The 17,501-nt window shown below is 62.6% G+C and carries 11 protein-coding genes; 8 read left to right on the top strand and 3 right to left on the bottom strand.

The window, feature by feature from the left end; translation table 11 throughout:
* Positions 1-50: 50 nt before the first annotated feature.
* Entirely contained in the window at positions 51-2,936 is a 2,886-nt protein-coding gene (locus AC58EF_RS08965; protein ID WP_497275725.1) for a TonB-dependent receptor, read from the top strand.
* 14 nt (positions 2,937-2,950) lie between these two features.
* The gene (locus AC58EF_RS08960; protein ID WP_497275724.1) at positions 2,951-4,072 is read left to right on the top strand and encodes an alkaline phosphatase; all 1,122 of its coding nucleotides are present in this window, start codon (positions 2,951-2,953) and stop codon (positions 4,070-4,072) included.
* A gap of 91 nt (positions 4,073-4,163) precedes the next feature.
* Here the strand turns inward: AC58EF_RS08960 and AC58EF_RS08955 are convergent, their stop codons facing one another.
* Positions 4,164-5,078 (bottom strand): LysR family transcriptional regulator, encoded by a 915-nt coding sequence (locus AC58EF_RS08955; RefSeq protein WP_497275723.1) that lies wholly within the window; start codon positions 5,076-5,078, stop codon positions 4,164-4,166.
* Positions 5,079-5,167: 89 nt separating this feature from the next.
* On the bottom strand, positions 5,168-5,794 hold the full coding sequence (locus AC58EF_RS08950; RefSeq protein WP_497275721.1) for a TetR/AcrR family transcriptional regulator: 627 nt from the start codon (positions 5,792-5,794) through the stop codon (positions 5,168-5,170).
* 170 nt (positions 5,795-5,964) lie between these two features.
* Here AC58EF_RS08950 and AC58EF_RS08945 point away from each other — a divergent pair, with 170 nt between their 5' ends.
* The 6 genes from AC58EF_RS08945 (at position 5,965) to AC58EF_RS08920 (ending at position 15,753) form a co-directional block, all read left to right on the top strand.
* Positions 5,965-8,217, top strand: coding sequence for a TonB-dependent receptor (locus tag AC58EF_RS08945; protein ID WP_497275720.1), 2,253 nt, complete (start codon positions 5,965-5,967; stop codon positions 8,215-8,217).
* A gap of 23 nt (positions 8,218-8,240) precedes the next feature.
* Entirely contained in the window at positions 8,241-9,530 is a 1,290-nt protein-coding gene (locus AC58EF_RS08940; RefSeq protein ID WP_497275718.1) for a metallophosphoesterase, read from the top strand.
* Between the two features lie 154 nt (positions 9,531-9,684).
* On the top strand, positions 9,685-10,824 hold the full coding sequence (locus AC58EF_RS08935; protein WP_497275716.1) for a TIGR03364 family FAD-dependent oxidoreductase: 1,140 nt from the start codon (positions 9,685-9,687) through the stop codon (positions 10,822-10,824).
* On the top strand, positions 10,821-11,666 hold the full coding sequence (phnX, locus tag AC58EF_RS08930; protein WP_497275715.1) for a phosphonoacetaldehyde hydrolase: 846 nt from the start codon (positions 10,821-10,823) through the stop codon (positions 11,664-11,666). The genes AC58EF_RS08935 and phnX overlap by 4 nt, the downstream gene beginning before the upstream one ends.
* On the top strand, positions 11,663-12,973 hold the full coding sequence (locus tag AC58EF_RS08925) for a DUF5690 family protein (protein WP_497275713.1): 1,311 nt from the start codon (positions 11,663-11,665) through the stop codon (positions 12,971-12,973). Before phnX ends, AC58EF_RS08925 begins: the two co-directional genes overlap by 4 nt.
* Before the next feature lie 203 nt (positions 12,974-13,176).
* A complete protein-coding gene (locus tag AC58EF_RS08920) occupies positions 13,177-15,753 on the top strand; it encodes a TonB-dependent receptor (RefSeq protein ID WP_497275711.1) in 2,577 nt (858 codons plus the stop codon).
* 47 nt (positions 15,754-15,800) lie between these two features.
* On the opposite strand, the gene AC58EF_RS08915 is transcribed toward AC58EF_RS08920, so the two are convergent.
* Positions 15,801-17,489, bottom strand: coding sequence for an arylsulfatase (locus tag AC58EF_RS08915; protein WP_497275710.1), 1,689 nt, complete (start codon positions 17,487-17,489; stop codon positions 15,801-15,803).
* Positions 17,490-17,501: the final 12 nt, after the last annotated feature.

The following is a 17,501-nucleotide window of genomic DNA, read 5'->3' as shown; positions in this document are numbered from 1 at the left end:
GGTGCGTCGGGGGAGCGCGGCACCGTTGCCGTGTTCATGGGGGTGTTTTCGTGACCGTCAATTCATCGCGCAAGATGCGCCGTTCGCTTGTGCTGGGTGTCGCACTGGCCGCTTTCTGCGCCGTGCCCGCACAGGCGCAGGAGCGCGTGGTTTCCGTCCAGATCGCGGCGCAGCCTTTGAGTCAGGCGTTCGAAACGCTCGCCCGGCAGACAGGCACCGACATATTGTTCGCGCCGCAGGTTGTCGCAGGCATGACCACAGCGCCCGTCAGCGGCCGGATGGGTGCGATGGCCGCAGTCGAAAGGCTCATCCAGGGCAAACCCTTGGCGGTTCGCCGCCAGCCCAACGGCGCGTTGCTGATCGTCGCGGCGGCCGCCACGCCACTGGATGCCGCCAGCACCGCGACGACGGACACCAATCCCGACATCATCGTTACGGGCTATGCCGCCAGCTTGTCGGGTGCGCTGGCGGAAAAGCGCAAGGCGGCCAATGTCGTGGACGTGGTGAAGGCCGAGGATATCGGCAAGTTTCCGGCGCAGAATATCGCCGAAGCTCTTCAGCGTGTGCCAGGCGTATCGATCGTGCGCGATCGGGGCGAGGGCGTATTCGTCCGCATTCGCGGTCTGGGCGCCAATTTTCAGGTCGTGACGCTCAACGGCCGCGCCGCGGCGGTCAATGAGAATGTCCGCGACAGCGGGCAGAGCGGGCGCCAGTTCCGTTTCGACACGCTGCCGTCCGAACTCATGTCGGCGGTGGAAGTGATCAAGAGCCCGCGCGCCGACCTGGCCGAGGGCGGCATCGGCGGTATCGTCAACCTGCAGACCTTTCGCCCGATCGACCTCAAAAAGCCGATGCTGGCCTTTTCCGCCACCGCCAGTTCGCCGCGCCTTGCCGACACGGTCGATCCCCGCATTTCCGGCATGGCGAGCTGGGTGAATGAGGAAGGCACGTTCGGCGCTTTGATCGCGGCGGTCTATGACGAGCGCACGACGCGGCAGGATCGCATCACCGGTGTAGGCTGGACGGAAGGTCGCATCGACAGCAATGGCGACGGGGCGCTCGACGGCGATACGATATTGGTGCCGACCAGCACGCGGCCGACGCTGGAACGCGAAAATCGCGATCGCATCGGCCTGAACGGCGCAATCCAGTGGCGGCCCGACGACCGGTTCGAACTGAATGTCGATGGCCTGTGGAGCCGCCTCAACATCGATTATGACGAACTGACCTATTCGACCGATTTCTCGGCGACAACGCCGCGCGCGATCGTGCCGGGAACGGCGGTGATCGAAAATGGCGTGCTGACCAGCGCAACCGTGGCGACCTCGACCCAGATCGGGCGTGAGACGTCTCGCCTCGAATATGAAAACTGGCTGATCGGCGCCAATGCCAAATGGTCGGCCAATGGCTGGACGCTGGCTGCCGACGCCAGTCTGGGACGGGCCTATTCCAATACGCCCACGCCCATCTACCGCACCCGGTTGCTGGGCGCGGTCGGCAATGTCGCGTTCGATTACGGCAAGGTGGGCGACCGTCTGCCCAACCTGACTTTCCAGACGGCCGATCTGACGGAATCGACGACCCTGCCGGGCCGGCGGATCGAATATCGCGTCAACGATTCGCTGGACAAGCAGCGCGCCGCGACCTTCGACGTGACGCGCGACCTGGATGGCGCGGTGCGCGCGTTGCGGTTCGGCGCCAAATATGAGAAGCGCGACCGGACCTATAACCGCCGGGATATCAATTTCACCAGCGGCATTGCGGGCCAGCGCTTCGACGACAGCTATTTCGACGCCTTTCCGGTCGACGATTTTCTTGATGGCGTCGGGGGCATTCTGCCGAAAAACTGGGTGATGCCCGACCCCGATCGGTTCTGGGCCGCTGCCACCGGCAAGGAAGCGTTGTTGAGCGCGGACCTGACGCGCGGGGACCGCCGCAACAGCTATGCGATCGATGAACGGATTATCGACGGCTATGGCATGGCGGAATTCAGCTTTCCGGTCGGCGGCGTGACCATACGCGGCGATGCAGGCGTGCGCTACGCCCATACCCGCCAGACTTCGTCGGGCTATGCCGACAATGGCAGCGCGGCGCTGCCGGTTCGCTACGAGCGCAATTATGGCAATGTCCTGCCCTCGTTCAATCTCGTCGCCGAATTCACCTCCACCCTTCAGATGCATCTCGCCGTATCCAAGGTCATCACGCGCCCGTCGCTCGCCGATCTCGCGCCGCGGCTGACCATCAATTCCAACCCCACGGTGCTGACCGCGGTGGGCGGCAACCCGGAACTGCGCCCGTTCGAAGCCTGGCAATATGACGGCACGGTGGAATGGTATTTCGCGCCGGGCAGCGCGCTGATCGGCGGCGCCTTCTACAAGGACATCACCACTTTCGTCTTCCAGCAGACCCGCAATTTCGACCTGGATGGCCAGATTTACCGCCTGACCGCGCCGCAAAATGGCGGCAATGCCTATGTCGCGGGGGTCGAGATCGCCTATCAGCAACTGTTCAGGATGCTGCCCGCGCCCTTCGACGGCCTCGGTTTCCAGGCCAACTACACGCATACCGCCAGCAAGGGCACCTATGCGATGTCGGATGGAACCACTTTCCGCGACGATCTAACCGATGTGGCGGCGGACAGTTTCAACCTCACGGCCTTCTACGAAAAGGGACCGATCGGCGCGCGCGCCAGCTATAGCTGGCGGGGCAAGGTGCTGCGCGACGTCGGCGGTGCAGGCCTGGCCGCGAATAACGACGCAGCCTTCGGCAGCCTCGATTTCGATATTTCCTACAAGGTGACGCCCAATGTCACATTCGTGGTGCAGGGCATCAATGTGGCGGGGGGCGTCCAGTGGCAATATGTCCGCGACGATCGTTTTGCCGGCTACACCGATTATGGCACGACGCTGATGGCCGGCGTGCGGGCGCGCTTCTGATGGAAGGAATGATTATGAAGATTTTGTCCCGCAAGGCGGCGCTGGCGGCGGGCGTGCTGCTGGCCACGTCCCTTTCCTGTGCCCCGGCCCGAGCGCAGGAAGCGCGCAATATCATCCTCTTCCTGGGCGATGCGGGCGGCGTTCCGACCCTGAATGCGGCCGGGATCATGGCGAACGACCGACCCCAGTCGCTGTTCATTCAATCCATGCCCAATATAGGCCTGTCGGACACGTCGGCGCTGAACAACTGGGTCACGGATTCGGGCGCTGGCATGAGTGCCATCATGACTGGCCAAAAGACGGACAGCGGGATGATATCGGTCGTGCCCAAGGGCGCGGGCGGCGGCGTCGCTCCGGTGAAGAGCTTCCTCGAATATGCCGAGCAGCGCGGGCTATCGACGGGCGTCGTCACCAACATGAAGATCTGGGACGCCACACCGGCCGCCTGCTACGCCCATGTCGCCTCGCGCAAGGACCAGGATGAGATTTTCCGCCAGATGCTCGCGCCCCGTTTCGGGGACGGCGTCGATATCCTGATCGGCAAGGGGCAGGCGGATGCAGCCACCTCTTTCGCCAAGCGGCAGACGACGCCCGAGCAGGCCTTTGCAAAGGCGGGATATAAGTTCGGTGCTGACCCCGCGCTTGTGCGCGCGGCCGGGCGGGCAGCCATTCTGCGTGACGCCGATTTCGCTCCGATCCCGGCAGTGGAAGCGACGATTGGCCAACTCGCGCGCAATCCCAAGGGCTATTTCCTGATGGTCGAATGGGACATGCATACCGACAATCCGCAACAGGGCCTGCGCCATGTCGTCGAAATGGACGATATGATCCGCCGGGTCAGCGCCATGGCCGGCAAGGATACCTTGATCCTGTTCACGGCCGATCACAGCTTCGCGCTGCGCATGGGTGGAGGCGTGCGCGGGACGCCGCTTGCTCAGCAATATGCGGCTGAGGCGGCCAAGCCGGGCGCGACGATTGCGACCAATCCGGTGATCGGCGTCGAGGATGGTCATACGGGCGAGGAGGTTATCGCTGCGGCTTCCGGGCCGGGGGCGGAGCGCGTGCACGGTTTCTTCCCGAATACGCGACTGTTCGACATCATGATGCAGGCGATGGGCTGGAACAAGGAGTCCTAATGGCGCATCGGACGTGGCTTTGAGCCGTCGGCGGATGAATGTGGGTGGAGAGGTTGGCGATACCCCCTTCGCCTCATAAGGCAGCGCAGCGTCAGCCTTGCGCCGCCATCTTCTTGGCGATGGCCAGGGATTGGCGGATCAGGGGCATACGCTTGCGCTCGGTCCTGACCGCCAGATAGCCCTTGACCTCGATCAGCGAGGAGCGCGTGTCGAGCGGCAGGACGCGGATGCGGCTGTCGGGTGGGCATTCCTTTTCGAACATGAGGCTCATGCCGATGCCCTGCGCGACTGCTTCCCGGATCATTTCGCGCGTGTGGAGTTCCATCGTCTGACGCGGCGTGATTTCCGTGTCGGCCAGCAGCCGGTTCATCGCGGCCAAAGTGCGCGAAGTCGCTTCGCGCACCAATAGGATTTCCTGTCCCAGTCGTTCGAGCGGCAAGATGCTCGCCCCGTCATCAGGCCAGGAAGCGGGCAGGATGGCGACCAGCCGGTCGGCATAGAGCGGGGTATAGCTATAGTCGGTCTCGATCGGCGGCTCGCAGATGATGCCGATGTCGATTTGCGCCTTGAGCAGCAGTTCGTTGGTCTGCATGGCGTTGGCGATGGTGACGCGAAAATGGGCGTTGGGCACTTCGGTCTTGAAGGCGGCCATGAATTCGGCGGCATAAGGTGGCGAGTCGGTGCCTAGGCGCAGCAACGCGCCACTGTCGATGTCGTCCTCCCCCAAAAGCGCGCCGATCTCGTCGGCGATGCCGAACAGGTCTTCGGCCTTCTCGAACAGCGCGCGCCCGGCGGATGTGAGCGTCAGCGGCGGGCGCGTGCCCTCGATCAGCTTGACTTTGTAGCGATCCTCCAAGGCCTTCAATTGCTTCGACAAAGTCGGTTGGGAGATATTAAGCCGCCGCGCTGCCTTGCTGACGCTGCGTTCGCTGGCGACGGCGTAGAAGGAGCGCAGATGGAGGAAATTGACGCTCAAACTAACCCCCTGCTCCATGTGGAGCGACACCAGGCTCCTCGCCGATCCTACCGCCCCTGTGACGCAAATATGTTACAAGTTGGTCACGGCAGCGACATGCGCATCGGTCGCGGCCGGTGTTATGGTCGTTCTTCGAAACGATCCTGCTCGCAGCCGTTGCCTTCGTTCAGTAGGGCGATCGACTGGTCGACCAGCAGCGCGATCTGTGCGTCGCTTGGGGCGATGCGCCGGATCGCGACATGGAAGATGACGCTGCCCACCAATGTATTGAAAGCGAAATCCAAAGCCTCTGCGGACATGCCTTGCGGACCGAGGCGCCTGAATTCGCGCAGATAATATTCCTGCTCGCCCGATGAGTGACGTTTTATTGCTTCCGCGAGCTCGGGATGGTGCGGAGCGCTGACCGAGACGTTGAGCGTGGCGGGACCGCGAACGTCCGACATATATTCACGAAGCGCGGTCGCATGGGCGATCAGCACCTCGCGCGGGGCCATATTGTCGGTATTGGGTTCAAGGGCGCGGGACGTCTGGCCAAGGACCGCTTCCACCAGTTCGGCTTTGCCGGCAAAACGTCGGTAGAGGGTCGAACGGCTGCACTGCGCAAGCTCCGCAACCGCCTCGAAAGTCAGCCCTTCATAGCCTTTTTCCGCCAGAACCCGCCAAGCGGCCTCACGAATGGCGCTGTCCTTTTCCTCGTCGCGGGGTCGCCCGCGGCCGCGCGTAACTTCCTGTGCATAGGCATCCATATCGCTTTCTACCCCGTGCTGCGGTCGCACACAAATTTGTCACATAATATCGATACAGGCGCGTCTCGTAAATAGTGTCACGTCAAAGGGTGTGCCTCATGCTCCGAAATTTCCTTACCTTTTCCAGTATATTGGCTTTGTCTGCGACTCATGTATCTGCTGCGGATCGGGTGGCTGCCGATGGCGCGCCGGAGGATGTTTCCGGTCCGTCGGGCGATATCGTCGTCACCGCGCAGAAGCGCGAACAGCGTATCACCGATGTGCCGATGTCGATCAGCGCCTATGGCGGCGCCTTTCTGGACCAGATCGGCGGCACCGAACTGATCAAGGTTTCCGCGATAACGCCGGGGCTCGTGATCCAGTTGCAGGACAAGTTCGCGCCGGGTTTTTCAGTGCGCGGCATCACTTCCAACGATTTCTCGCCGCAGGCCGAACAGCGCGTCGCGGTGTTTCAGGATGGCGTCGCCGTGGTCCAGACCGCTTCGGCCTATGGCGAATTGTTCGATATCGACCGGATCGAAGTGGAAAAAGGCCCCCAGTCGACGCTGCACGGCCGTTCGGCGCTCAATGGCGGCGTTTCCATTTTCCAGAAACGGCCGACCGATGATTTGTCGGTCGAAGTGAAGGGCGGCGCGGGCAATTATAATTATTACAGCCTACAGGGCGTCGTGAACCTGCCCATCAGCGAAACGCTGGCGATTCGTTTCGGCGCGCTCAAGCGCAAGCGCGACGGCTTCGTCGATGATAGCGACGGCAGCGGCACCTATAATGCCGTCAACGCGCAGGCCTATCGCTTTGCGGGCAAATGGGAACCGTCGAGTGACTTCAAGTTCAACCTGGTCGCCACCTATGATGTCGACGATACCAAGGGCGGTGTGCCGTTCAAGTCGCACACCTTCCTGCCGCTCGACCAGACCACAGGCGCCGTGGTGGGCGATCTCAATTTCTGGACGCCGACACATCTCGACACGTTCGGCACGCTGCCCGATCCCTATTTCCACCGCGAAATCGTCGGCGTCAGCGGCACCGCCGACTGGCGCCTCAACGACCGGTTCAGCCTGACCTCGATCAGCGGCTATCGCTGGTATGATGCCTGCCAGTCGGGTGACAATGACGGGACGCCGACCAACCTGATCGCCTATCATCAATGCAATGATGGCGAACAGATCTCTGAGGAATTGCGGCTCAATTTCTCCGGCCTCGGCATTTTCGAGGGCTTTGTCGGCGGCAGCTATTTCCACGCCAATAACGGCATGAGCATGGAAATGGGCTACGACGAGCGGGCCATGGCGCTGCTGCTGGGCGGCGTGCTGCAACAGTTCGCACCGAAGGGCCTGACCAACGATCAGATCAACGCGCTGCTCGGATCGAGGGCGAACGCGCTCAAGGCGTTTCAGCTCGACCAGCAGCTGACCGGCGCCAAGATCGATACCTATGACCTCTTTGCTGATGTGACCGCGCATCTGACCGATCGGCTGGAACTGTTCGCCGGTGGCCGCGCGACCTGGGACAAGAAGGATCTGACGCTCCAGGGGCTGACGCCATTGGGCGTATCATCACTGACCGGCGGCGGCCTGCTGTTGCAGCCGACGCCCGGCAATGCGGTGATCCGGGGCAGCAACAGTTCCAGCAATGTCACCGGTCGCGCGGGCGTGCGGTACAAGTTGACGCCCGACGTCAATCTCTATGCCGTCTATGGCATCGGCAAGCGTCCCGAAGTGTTGCAGCTGAACCCCAGGACGCCATCGCAGCTGATCCCCACGGAGACGCTGAAATCGGGCGAGATCGGTGTCAAGTTCCGCCTGCTCGACGGCAAGCTGGTCGGCGACGCGTCGGTCTTCCATTATAAATATGAGAATTTCCAGACGCTGGGCCTGAAGGACGGCATCGTCGCCACGGTCAATGCGGGCAAGGCGGACGCGACCGGCTTCGAAACCCAGCTGAGCTATGAGATCAAACCGGGCATCTCGATCTTCGGCAGCTATGGCTACAATCATGCCCGTTTCCGCGCTGGCCTGTATGACGGCAATTTTTTCCGCAACAGCCCGGACCATAAATTCGCGATCGGCGGCAATTTCGAAGCGCCGCTCAAGGGCGGCACCATCGGCTTCGCGCCGCTCTACAGCTGGCAGTCGAAAATGTTCTTCTTCGAGGATAATGACCGGCTGGACCTGCAGCAGCGCACCCCGGCCGCCTATTCGGACCGGGTGGTCGACGAATATCAGAATGGCTACGGCCTGCTCAGCGCCCGGATCACCTTCACGCCCGCCGACAAGCGCTGGAGCTTCGCCCTGATCGGCGACAATCTGACCGACAAGAAATTCATCGTCGATGCCGGTAATACCGGCGACTATTTCGGTATTCCGACTTTCATCGCCGGTACGCGCCGCACCTACCGCGCCGAATTCGGCTTCAATTTCTGACATCGTTCAACAGGAGACGCTGCATGACTTCCATCAAGACACTCGCGCGTCGTGCGCTCTTGGGCTGCGCCCTTGCTTCGCTGGCCGTTCCCGCGCTGGCGGCCGACGACAGCTTCACCATCGCGGTCATTCCCGACACGCAGAATTATATAGACTATACCCATCAGAAGGCGGAGGGCTTCGCCTTCGACGCCAGCCAGCAGTTTCTGGACCAGATGGCCTATATCGCCGCCAATCTGGAAAGTGCGGGCGGGGACATCGCCTTCGTGACGGCGCTGGGCGATGTGTGGCAGCACCAGACGCTGCCGATCGACCCCGCCCATGCGGCGCGCGGGTTCAAGCGCGTGGCCAATCCCATCATGGACACGCACTTCGCTCCGACGCCCAAGGTGAAGACGGTCGAAATGCCGATGGCGCGCAAGGGTTATGAGATGATCGCGGGGAAGGTGCCATTCTCCGTCGTGCCCGGCAATCACGATTATGACGCGATGTGGACCGACGCCAACCATCCACCCGCTGCGCAGTTCAAGGATATGTCGAGCCTGGGAATGTTGCACGCAGGCGGCCTCACCAACTTCAAGTCGGTCTTTTCCGACCAGTCGGACTTCTTCAAGGGCAAGAGCTGGTATGTCGCCAGCCATGACGACGGGGCGGACAGCGCGCAGATCTTCACCGCGGGCGGCTATAAATTCCTGCACATCGGCCTTCAGTTCGACGCGCCCAACGCCTCGCTCGCCTGGGCGGCATCGGTCATCAAGAAATATCCGGGCCTCCCGACGATCGTATCGACCCATGACTATCTGGACACCAGCGGCGCGCGGATCGCCAATCCGATGATCGACAATGCCGCCGTCGACCCGGAAGATAACAACCCGCAGATGGTGTGGGACAAGTTTCTGAGCCAGCACGACCAGATTTTCATGCTGCTGTGCGGTCACGAACATGCCCAGGCCTTCCGCGCCGACGACAACCGCTATGGACACAAAGTCTATCAGATCCTGTCCGACTATCAGGCCCGCGGCCAGACCGCCAAGGATGCAGGCGTGAAGCTGCAACAGGGCGAGGGCATCGGCGATGGCTGGCTGCGCCTCATGACCTTCGACATGGGCGCGGCGACGCCGGCGGTGAAGATCCGCACCTATTCCACCCACTATAAAAAGCTGAGCAGCGAAACGCCGGACTATGCCGCCTGGTATCGGCCCGTTGAGCAACCCAAGATGGACGATGCGACCTTCGTGAAGGGTGATGAGTTCGCCATCGACCTGACCGACTTCCGCGCGCGCTTCGACAAGACGGCACGCATCGATAACTGATCGGTATGCGGCGCGGACCTGAGTTCGCGCCGCAACCCTGGCCCGTGCGTCTATGGTCGCTATGCCTCATATGCATTGGCCTTGATCGGCCGTTCGGCCCAAACCGCCCGTGACGCAGGATTGCGACAGTTGGTCACAGGCAGGCAAGGGCAGCATGAACCGAGAATTTGACGTTGCGGTGGTCGGGCGCGGCATAGTGGGCCTCGCTCATGCGCTGGCGGCAGCACGGGCGGGCAAGCGCGTGGTCGTGATCGACCGCAATGCGCGCGCTACCGGCGCAAGCATCCGCAATTTCGGTTTCGTCACCGTGACTGGGCAGGAGCGTCATGGCATGTGGCCGCTCGCCCGCCGGACGCGGGAGATATGGGCGCAGGTCGCGCCGCGCGCGGGCATTGCCGTCGAGCAGACGGGATTGGTGCTGCCGGTGCGGCGCCAGGCGGCGGTCGCCGTGCTGGATGCGTTTCTCCAGACGGAAATGGGGGAGGGCTGCAACCTGCTGACCGACACGCAGCTTCGGATGTTGGACCCCGAAACGCCTTTCGCCCGTTGCGAAGCTGCACTGATCAGCCCGCATGAACTGCGCGTCGAGGCGCGGGAGGCGGTGCCCAGGATAGCCGCCTGGCTGGAGCGGGACATGGGCGTTACCTTCGCGCCGCCGGCAAGCGTGACCGGCTGCGAACAGGGACGCATCACTACCAGTAACGGAGCTTATCGGGCGGAGGCGACCTTCGTTTGTCCGGGCGAGGACCTCAACGCGCTGTTCCCCGATGTCATGGCTGCCCATGACGTTACGCGCTGCAAGCTTCAGATGCTGCGCCTCGCTCCGCCCGGCTATCGTCTCGCGCGGCCGGTGATGAGCGACCTTGGCCTAGCACGCTATGAAGGCTATACCGCACTGCCGCAGGCGACGGCGCTCGCCGCTCAATTGCAGGCGGAACAATCCGCGCAGATTGACGCGGGCGTCCATTTGATTGCTGTTCAGTCCGGCGACGGGTCGCTCGTCGTCGGCGACAGCCATGACTATGGCGATACGCCCGACCCCTTCCACCATGAACGGATAGACGCATTGATGCTGGACGAGTTCCGCGCGGTGCTGGGCGTGCCGCCACCAGTCGTCGAACGCTGGATCGGTGTCTATGCCTCCTCGTCCAAACAGAATTGGTTCACCCACGAAGCCGCGCCCGGTGTCCATGTCACCTCCGTGACATGCGGCGCTGGCATGTCCAGCGCCTTTGCCATTGGCGAACGGGTGGTCGGCGCGGCGCTCAACGCCCCGATCAAGGAGATTGCATGATGTCGGATATTGTCGCGGTGCTGTTCGATTGGGCAGGCACGATGATCGATTTCGGCTCCCGCGCGCCGGTCATGGCGATGGAGCAGGTTTTCGAGAAGGCTGGCGTTCCGGCCGACGAAATGATTATCCGCCGCTATATGGGCATGGCCAAGCGGGAGCATGTCGTCGCCATCCTGTCCGAAGACGCGATGGCGGAACGCTGGCGGTCGGTGAAGGGCGGCGCATGGAGCGAGGCGGATGTCGACGCGCTGATGGTCGAGCTGGAACCGGCAATGGCAGCCAGCGCCGCGCTGTGCCGCGATCTCATCCCCGGCGCAGCGACGGCTGCCTCGGCATTACGGCACAAGGGGATCAAGGTCGGGTCGACCACGGGTTATACCCGCGCGATGATGGCGGACATCATCCCCGCCGCGGCCGAGCAGGGCTATACGCCCGCCGCGATCGTCTGCGCCGGGGAAACCGCGATGGGGCGGCCGGCGCCGCTGATGCTGTGGCAGGCGATGGCAGCGCTTTCCGCCTGGCCCGCGGGATGCTGCGTGGCCGTGGACGATGCGCCGGTCGGCATCATCGCCGGGCGCAATGCAGGCTTGTGGACCATCGCCGTTGCCGGATCGGGCAATGGCGTCGGCATGGCCTATGACGACTTCATGGCGCTGTCGGCGGAGGAACGGATGACGCGCATGGCGTCGGTTATCGCTGCCTTTGCCGATGCGGGCGCCGATTTCGTGATCGAAAGTGTCGCCGATCTTTGCATTGCCATCCGGTCGATAGAGGAAGCGATGGCCAAGAGGCAGCAGCCCGGCGCCGCCGCCACCCGCACGCTGATCGGCCAGCCGGCGTGACCGCGTTGGTGGCGGAGCGCGTGCCCCATGGTCGGACGCTGACGGAGCGTCTGGCGCAGGCGCATCCGGCGCTGTTCGCGCTTTATGGTGGTCTTGTCGCCTTCGCTGCCTATTTTTCCATGTATGCCTTCCGCAAGCCCTTCACGGCGGCGACCTATGCTGACGCGCCGGGCTGGGAAGGGGTGATCGATTTCAAGATCGCGCTCGTGATCGCCCAGGTTGCGGGTTATGCGCTCTCCAAGTTTATCGGCGTCAAGGTCGTGTCCGAAATGGCGGCGTCTCGGCGCGGCGTGGCGATCATCGGCCTGATCGCCGCTTCCTGGATCGCGCTCCTGCTCTTCGCCGTGGTGCCGCCCAACTGGAAGGTCGCGGCCCTGTTCCTAAACGGCCTGCCGCTGGGCATGATCTGGGGGCTGGTCTTCGGCTATGTCGAAGGGCGGCGCACCAGCGAAGTGGTCGCGGCGATCCTGTGCGCCAGCTTCATCATATCGTCGGGCATGGTGAAATCGGTCGGCCTCTGGCTGATGACCGACATGGGTGTGGGTGAATATTGGATGCCCGCCGCGACCGGCATTATTTTCATGCCCCTGCTGATCGTCGCGGTCGTGGGCCTCGCGCAACTGCCGCCGCCGACGCCGGAGGAGCAGGCCGAGCGCATGGCCCGGCCGCCCATGCCGGCGGAGGCGCGCCGCGCTTTCCTGCGCCACTATGGTCCCGGCGTCGCCTTCCTTGTGCTCGCCTATATGCTTTTCACCGCGATCCGCGATTTCCGCGACAATTTCGCCGCGGAGATCTGGGCCGACCTGGGCTATGCGGGTGTGTCGAGCGTCTTCACCGCCAGCGAGGCGCCGATCGCGCTCGTGACGCTGGTGATCCTCGCCAGCTTGGTCTTCATCCGCGATAATATGCGCGCGTTGATCGTGATCCATGCCATCGTGCTCGCGGGCGCGGCGCTGATCGGCCTGTCGACATTGGCCTTCCAGATCGGCTGGCTGTCGCCGCTGAACTGGATGATCCTGTCAGGCCTTGGCCTCTATCTCGGCTATACGCCGTTCAACGCGATGCTGTTCGACCGTCTGGTGGCGGCAAGCCGTCGCGCCGGAACCGCTGGATTCCTGATCTATGTCGCGGATGCTTCGGGCTATGGCGGTAGCGTCCTGCTGACGCTGCTGCGCAACATGCCCGGCGTCACGATGGACTGGCTGCACTTCTTCATTGCGCTTGCCTATGCCGGGGCAGGACTCTGCCTGGTCATGGCGACAGCCTCCATCGCCTATTTTACCAAGAGACTGAGCGGAGGCAGATAAGACGTCGAAAACCGATCAACGTTGACGAATTTCGCCTCGCACGGCCCGGCTGTGCGAGGCGAAGTTCGTCCTGCTTTTCTATATTCACGTCTATTGCTGCAATGCACTCAATGAATTGGAGGCATCGCAGCATGTCATGGCAATGCATTCGTCATGATCCGGCCGCGCAAAAAAGGCGGCGCTATCAATCGAGGGGTGACATCATGACCAGGTTCGTTCTTCAGTCCGCAGTCAGCATTGGCACACTTGTCTTTGTAACCGCTGCACAGGCGGAAACGGCTCCGACGCCGGACGCCGCGTCCAGCGACATCATCGTCACTGGAACGATCGTCTCGGGCGAGATGAAGTCGATCGAGGCGCAGCGCAAGGCCGACAACATCGTCAATGTCCTGACGTCCGACGGCATCGGCCGCCTGCCGGACCGCAATGCCGCCGAAGCCGTGCAGCGCCTGCCCGGTGTCGCCATCGAGCGCGACCAGGGTGAAGGACGCTTTGTCGCGGTGCGCGGCCTGCCGTCGCAATGGAACTCGACCCTCATCAACGGCAACCGCCTGCCGACCGCCGAGGAGGAGACGACCAGCCGCGCGACCGCTTTCGACTTCTTCCCATCGGAACTGATCGAGCAGGTCGTCGTCGCCAAGGCGATCACGCCCGACATGGAGGGGGATGCGATCGGCGGATCGGTCAATTTCATAACCAAGACCGCGCCGGACAAGCGCACGCTGCAACTGACGGCGGGCGGCAATTATTCGGAAAAAGCCGACAAGGCGGGCTTTCTTGCCAGCGCGCTCTATGGCGATCGCCTGGGCGACGGCAAGTTCGGCTTCGTGCTGTCGGGCACCTATTATAAGCGCCATTGGGCGACCGACAATTATGAACCGCGCCGTGGCGGCGACGGTATCGGCATCACCCGTCTGGAACTGCGCGACTATACCGGCGTGCGCGAGACGATCGGCCTCAACGGCGCCATGGAATATGCATTCGACGATGGTGGCAAGCTCTATGCGCGCGGCATCTATGGCTCGCTCAAGGATGACGAGACGCATTACAAGCACCGTCTGAACTTCGCCTCCAACCGGGTCGAGGTGCAGAATATCTTCAACACCCTCATCACCGAATTGTCGGGCGGCGAAGTAGGCGGCGTTCACATGCTTGGGTCGGGCGGCGCGAAGTTCGATTGGAAGGCTTCGCGTTACGAAAATCTCTTCCACTATGGCGACACGCCCGATGGACGCGACAACAGCTATTTCGTGGTCCGCTTCGACCAGCGCAATGTCGGCTATCAGGGGCTGGAAAATCGCGGATCGGGCAATCTTGCCTATAATGAGATCGATGGCGGAACCGATCCGGCCAACGCGATCAGCAACCATCTGCCCTCCTCCTTCCAGATGGACCCGTCGTTGACGCGGCTCGCCAATGTCGAACTTTACAAGATCCGGGTGAAGGAAACCGACCGAATCGTGCTGGAGGGCAATGTCACGCTGCCCGCCAGCGACACGCTGACCTTCAAGGCCGGCGCCAAATATCGCGACAAGCTGCGCGACGCCTTTTTTGAGGATCTGTTTTACACATGGAACCCGGCGGCGGGGCCGGTGCCGACGCTGGCGGACTTCCCGCTGATGAACCAGCCGGGGCGCGGACAATATCTGGACGAGCTGGCGATCGGCTCCCAATATAGCGCGCAGTTTTCGCAGGTCGTGTCGGAAAAGGATCTGGTGGACTGGTATATCGCCAATCGCGGCAATCTGGTGCTGGATGCGGCGGGGTCGGCGACGGCGGAAAATGGCGGCGCGCTGGGTCGCACCTTTCGCCTCTATGAAAAGCAGACCGCCGGCTATGTCATGGCAACCTGGAACCCCAGCGATGCCGTGACGCTGCTGGGCGGCATTCGCCTGGAACACACCAAGACCACGGTGGCGGGACAGGTGCTGATCAACGGCGCGCTGGAAAAGGAGCGCCGTTCGAACGATTATCTGTCGGTCCTGCCTTCGTTGCACCTGACCTATCGGTTCGATGGCGACACAAACCTGCGCGCGGCCATCACCCGCAGCTTCGCGCGGCCCGACTTCGGCGACCTGGCGCCGGGCGGAGCGTTCAGCGAAGCGGATCTGGAATTTCAGGGCGGCAACCCGGACCTGAAGCCGACCTATGCCTGGAACGCCGATCTGCTGTTCGAACATTATTTCGGCAATGACGGCGTCATTTCGGCAGGCGCCTTCTACAAGCGGATCAGCGATCCCATCTATGATTCCCGCCGCATCGGCACCTATCGCGGCATCGATGGCGTCGCCTTCCTGACGCCGGCCAACGGCGCATCGGGCGATCTCTATGGTTTCGAATTCAACCTGCAACGCCGCCTGACCTTCCTGCCGGGGCTGCTGTCGAATCTGGGGGTCAACGCGAACTACACGCTGATCCGCTCCAACTTCACCCTGCCGGACGGTCGCGAAGTGCGGGTGCCGCGCCAGGCGAACAACCTTGCCAATGTCGCGCTTTATTATGACGACGGCCGCTTCTCCAGCCGTCTAGCCATGAACTATAAGGGCGCGTTCATCGAGGAATATGGCGCGGACGCCGCCAGCGACAGCTATTATGGCGCCTATACCAGCCTGGACCTGACGGTGAACTGGCAGTTGACCCCGTCGGTCACTTTGTTCGGTGAGGCGAGCAACCTCACTAACCAGAAGCTGCATTATTATCTGGGCAACAAGGGACGGCCGTTGCAGGTCGAATATTATGGCCCGCGCTTCCTGCTCGGGGTGAAGGCCGCGATCTTTTGATATAAGCGGCTCGGCCTGATGATCATTGGGCCGAGCCTTCCCATAGACTATTTCTTTGCGCCGTTTTCGGTCGGCACGACCACCCCCTTGTCCTTCGCATAGCGGGTCCAGTCCTCGACCAGTTCCTGGAGCTTTGCCGGTTCGCTTGCCGCCAGGTCATGGGCTTCCGCCGGGTCCTGGGCGACATTGAACAGCTGCCATGCGTCCGTGCCGTAGCTTTTGCGCGAGTATGTGCTGGCCGATGTGGGCAGGTAGACGGCCTTCCAGTCCCCCTTGCGCAGCGCGCGCCGGTAGAAAAGCTCCGTTCCGACCGCTTCCGTAGGCTGACGTATCTCCGCCGCCTCGCCGCTCAGCACTGGCCGCAGGCTATGGCCCTGGAAGGGCAGGATGGCGTGGCCGGCGAAGGTTGCCGGCTGTTTGAGGCCTGCCAGATCGAGCAATGTCGGCGCGACATCGGTCACGCCGAGGAAGCCGGTGGCGATCCGCCCGCCGGCGACTCCGGGGCCGGCTGCAAAGGCGGTGACGCGCGTGCCCCCTTCTGTGGGATAGCTTTTCACCAGCCATGAGGGCGAACTATTGGCCTGCGCCCAGCCGGGTCCGTAGCCGACATAGGATGTCGCCTTGCCGATATTGCCGAGGCTGTTGTCTATGTGCAGCCTGGCCTTGCCTTCCGGGTTCGGAACGGCCTGATGAGGGGCGTCGATGACATTGCCCTCCGGCCCGTTGTCGGAAAGGAAAAGAATGACCGTGTCCTCATATTTGCCGAGCTTCTTGAGCGTCTCGACCACGCGGCCGACATTCTGGTCCATCCGATCGACCATCGCCGCATAAACCTCCATCTTGCGCGACTCGATCGCCTTTTCCTCCGGCGTCAGCGACGCCCAGGGCTTTACATCCTGCCAGTCATGCGGGGCAAGATTTGCCGGGACCAGTCCCAGTTCCTTCTGCCGGTTGAGCCGGGCCTCCCGCAGCGCTTCATAGCCGGCGTCGTAACGCCCCTTATATTTGGCGATCACCTCCGATGGCGCCTGAAGCGGCCAGTGCGGTGTCGAATAGGGCAGATAGGCGAAGAAGGGGCGTTGGTCCCCGGCGCCTTCTTCGAGGAAGCCGATCAGCCGATCGGTGAAATAGTCCGCCGAGAAGCGCCCCTTGGGATAGGCGACGAGCTTGCCATTATCGCGATAGGTGGGCGCCGCGTCGATCGCTTTCCATGCCTTGTTCTGGTCAGCGCCGAAATGATTGCCCAGTCCCTGGAGCAGGGCATAGGATCGTTCGAAGCCGCGCGCGGCCGGGCCGCGTTCCGGCGTCAGGCCAAGATGCCATTTGCCCGACATCAAGGTTCGGTAGCCGCCCTGGTGCAGCAATTCGGCGATCGAGGCGACACGGTCGTTGAGATAGCCTTCATAGCCGGGCTGGCCGATCTGATCGGGCTGTAGCACTTCGGCCATGCTGCCCAGGCCCGCCTGGTGATTGTCGACCCCGCTCAACAGCATCGAGCGGGTCGGTGAACAGGTAGGCGCGGTGTGGAAGCCGGTGAACCGGACGCCGGACGAGGCGATCGCGTCCAGATTGGGCGTCTGGATTTCCCCGCCGAAAGAACCGAGATCGGACCAGCCCAGATCGTCCGCCACGATCAGCAGGAAATTGGGCTGATGCGTCGTCGAAGCGGGCACAGTCGGGACGGCGTGGGTGTCCGCGGCGGTCTGGGCCTGCGCCGGGATCGTGTTCGACAACATAGTTCCGGCAAG

This window comes from Sphingobium sp. WR1, assembly GCF_059693745.1.
The sequence above is the reverse complement of the archived record's forward strand: the minus strand, read 5'-3'. Positions and strand labels throughout refer to the sequence as shown.

Coding starts and splice junctions, on each gene's coding strand:
- AC58EF_RS08920 (WP_497275711.1), top strand. CDS start 13,177: ATGACCAGGTTCGTTCTTCAGTCCGCAGTCAGCATTGGCACACTTGTC.
- AC58EF_RS08950 (WP_497275721.1), bottom strand. CDS start 5,794: ATGGATGCCTATGCACAGGAAGTTACGCGCGGCCGCGGGCGACCCCGC.
- AC58EF_RS08935 (WP_497275716.1), top strand. CDS start 9,685: ATGAACCGAGAATTTGACGTTGCGGTGGTCGGGCGCGGCATAGTGGGC.
- AC58EF_RS08915 (WP_497275710.1), bottom strand. CDS start 17,489: ATGTTGTCGAACACGATCCCGGCGCAGGCCCAGACCGCCGCGGACACC.
- AC58EF_RS08940 (WP_497275718.1), top strand. CDS start 8,241: ATGACTTCCATCAAGACACTCGCGCGTCGTGCGCTCTTGGGCTGCGCC.
- phnX (WP_497275715.1), top strand. CDS start 10,821: ATGATGTCGGATATTGTCGCGGTGCTGTTCGATTGGGCAGGCACGATG.
- AC58EF_RS08960 (WP_497275724.1), top strand. CDS start 2,951: ATGAAGATTTTGTCCCGCAAGGCGGCGCTGGCGGCGGGCGTGCTGCTG.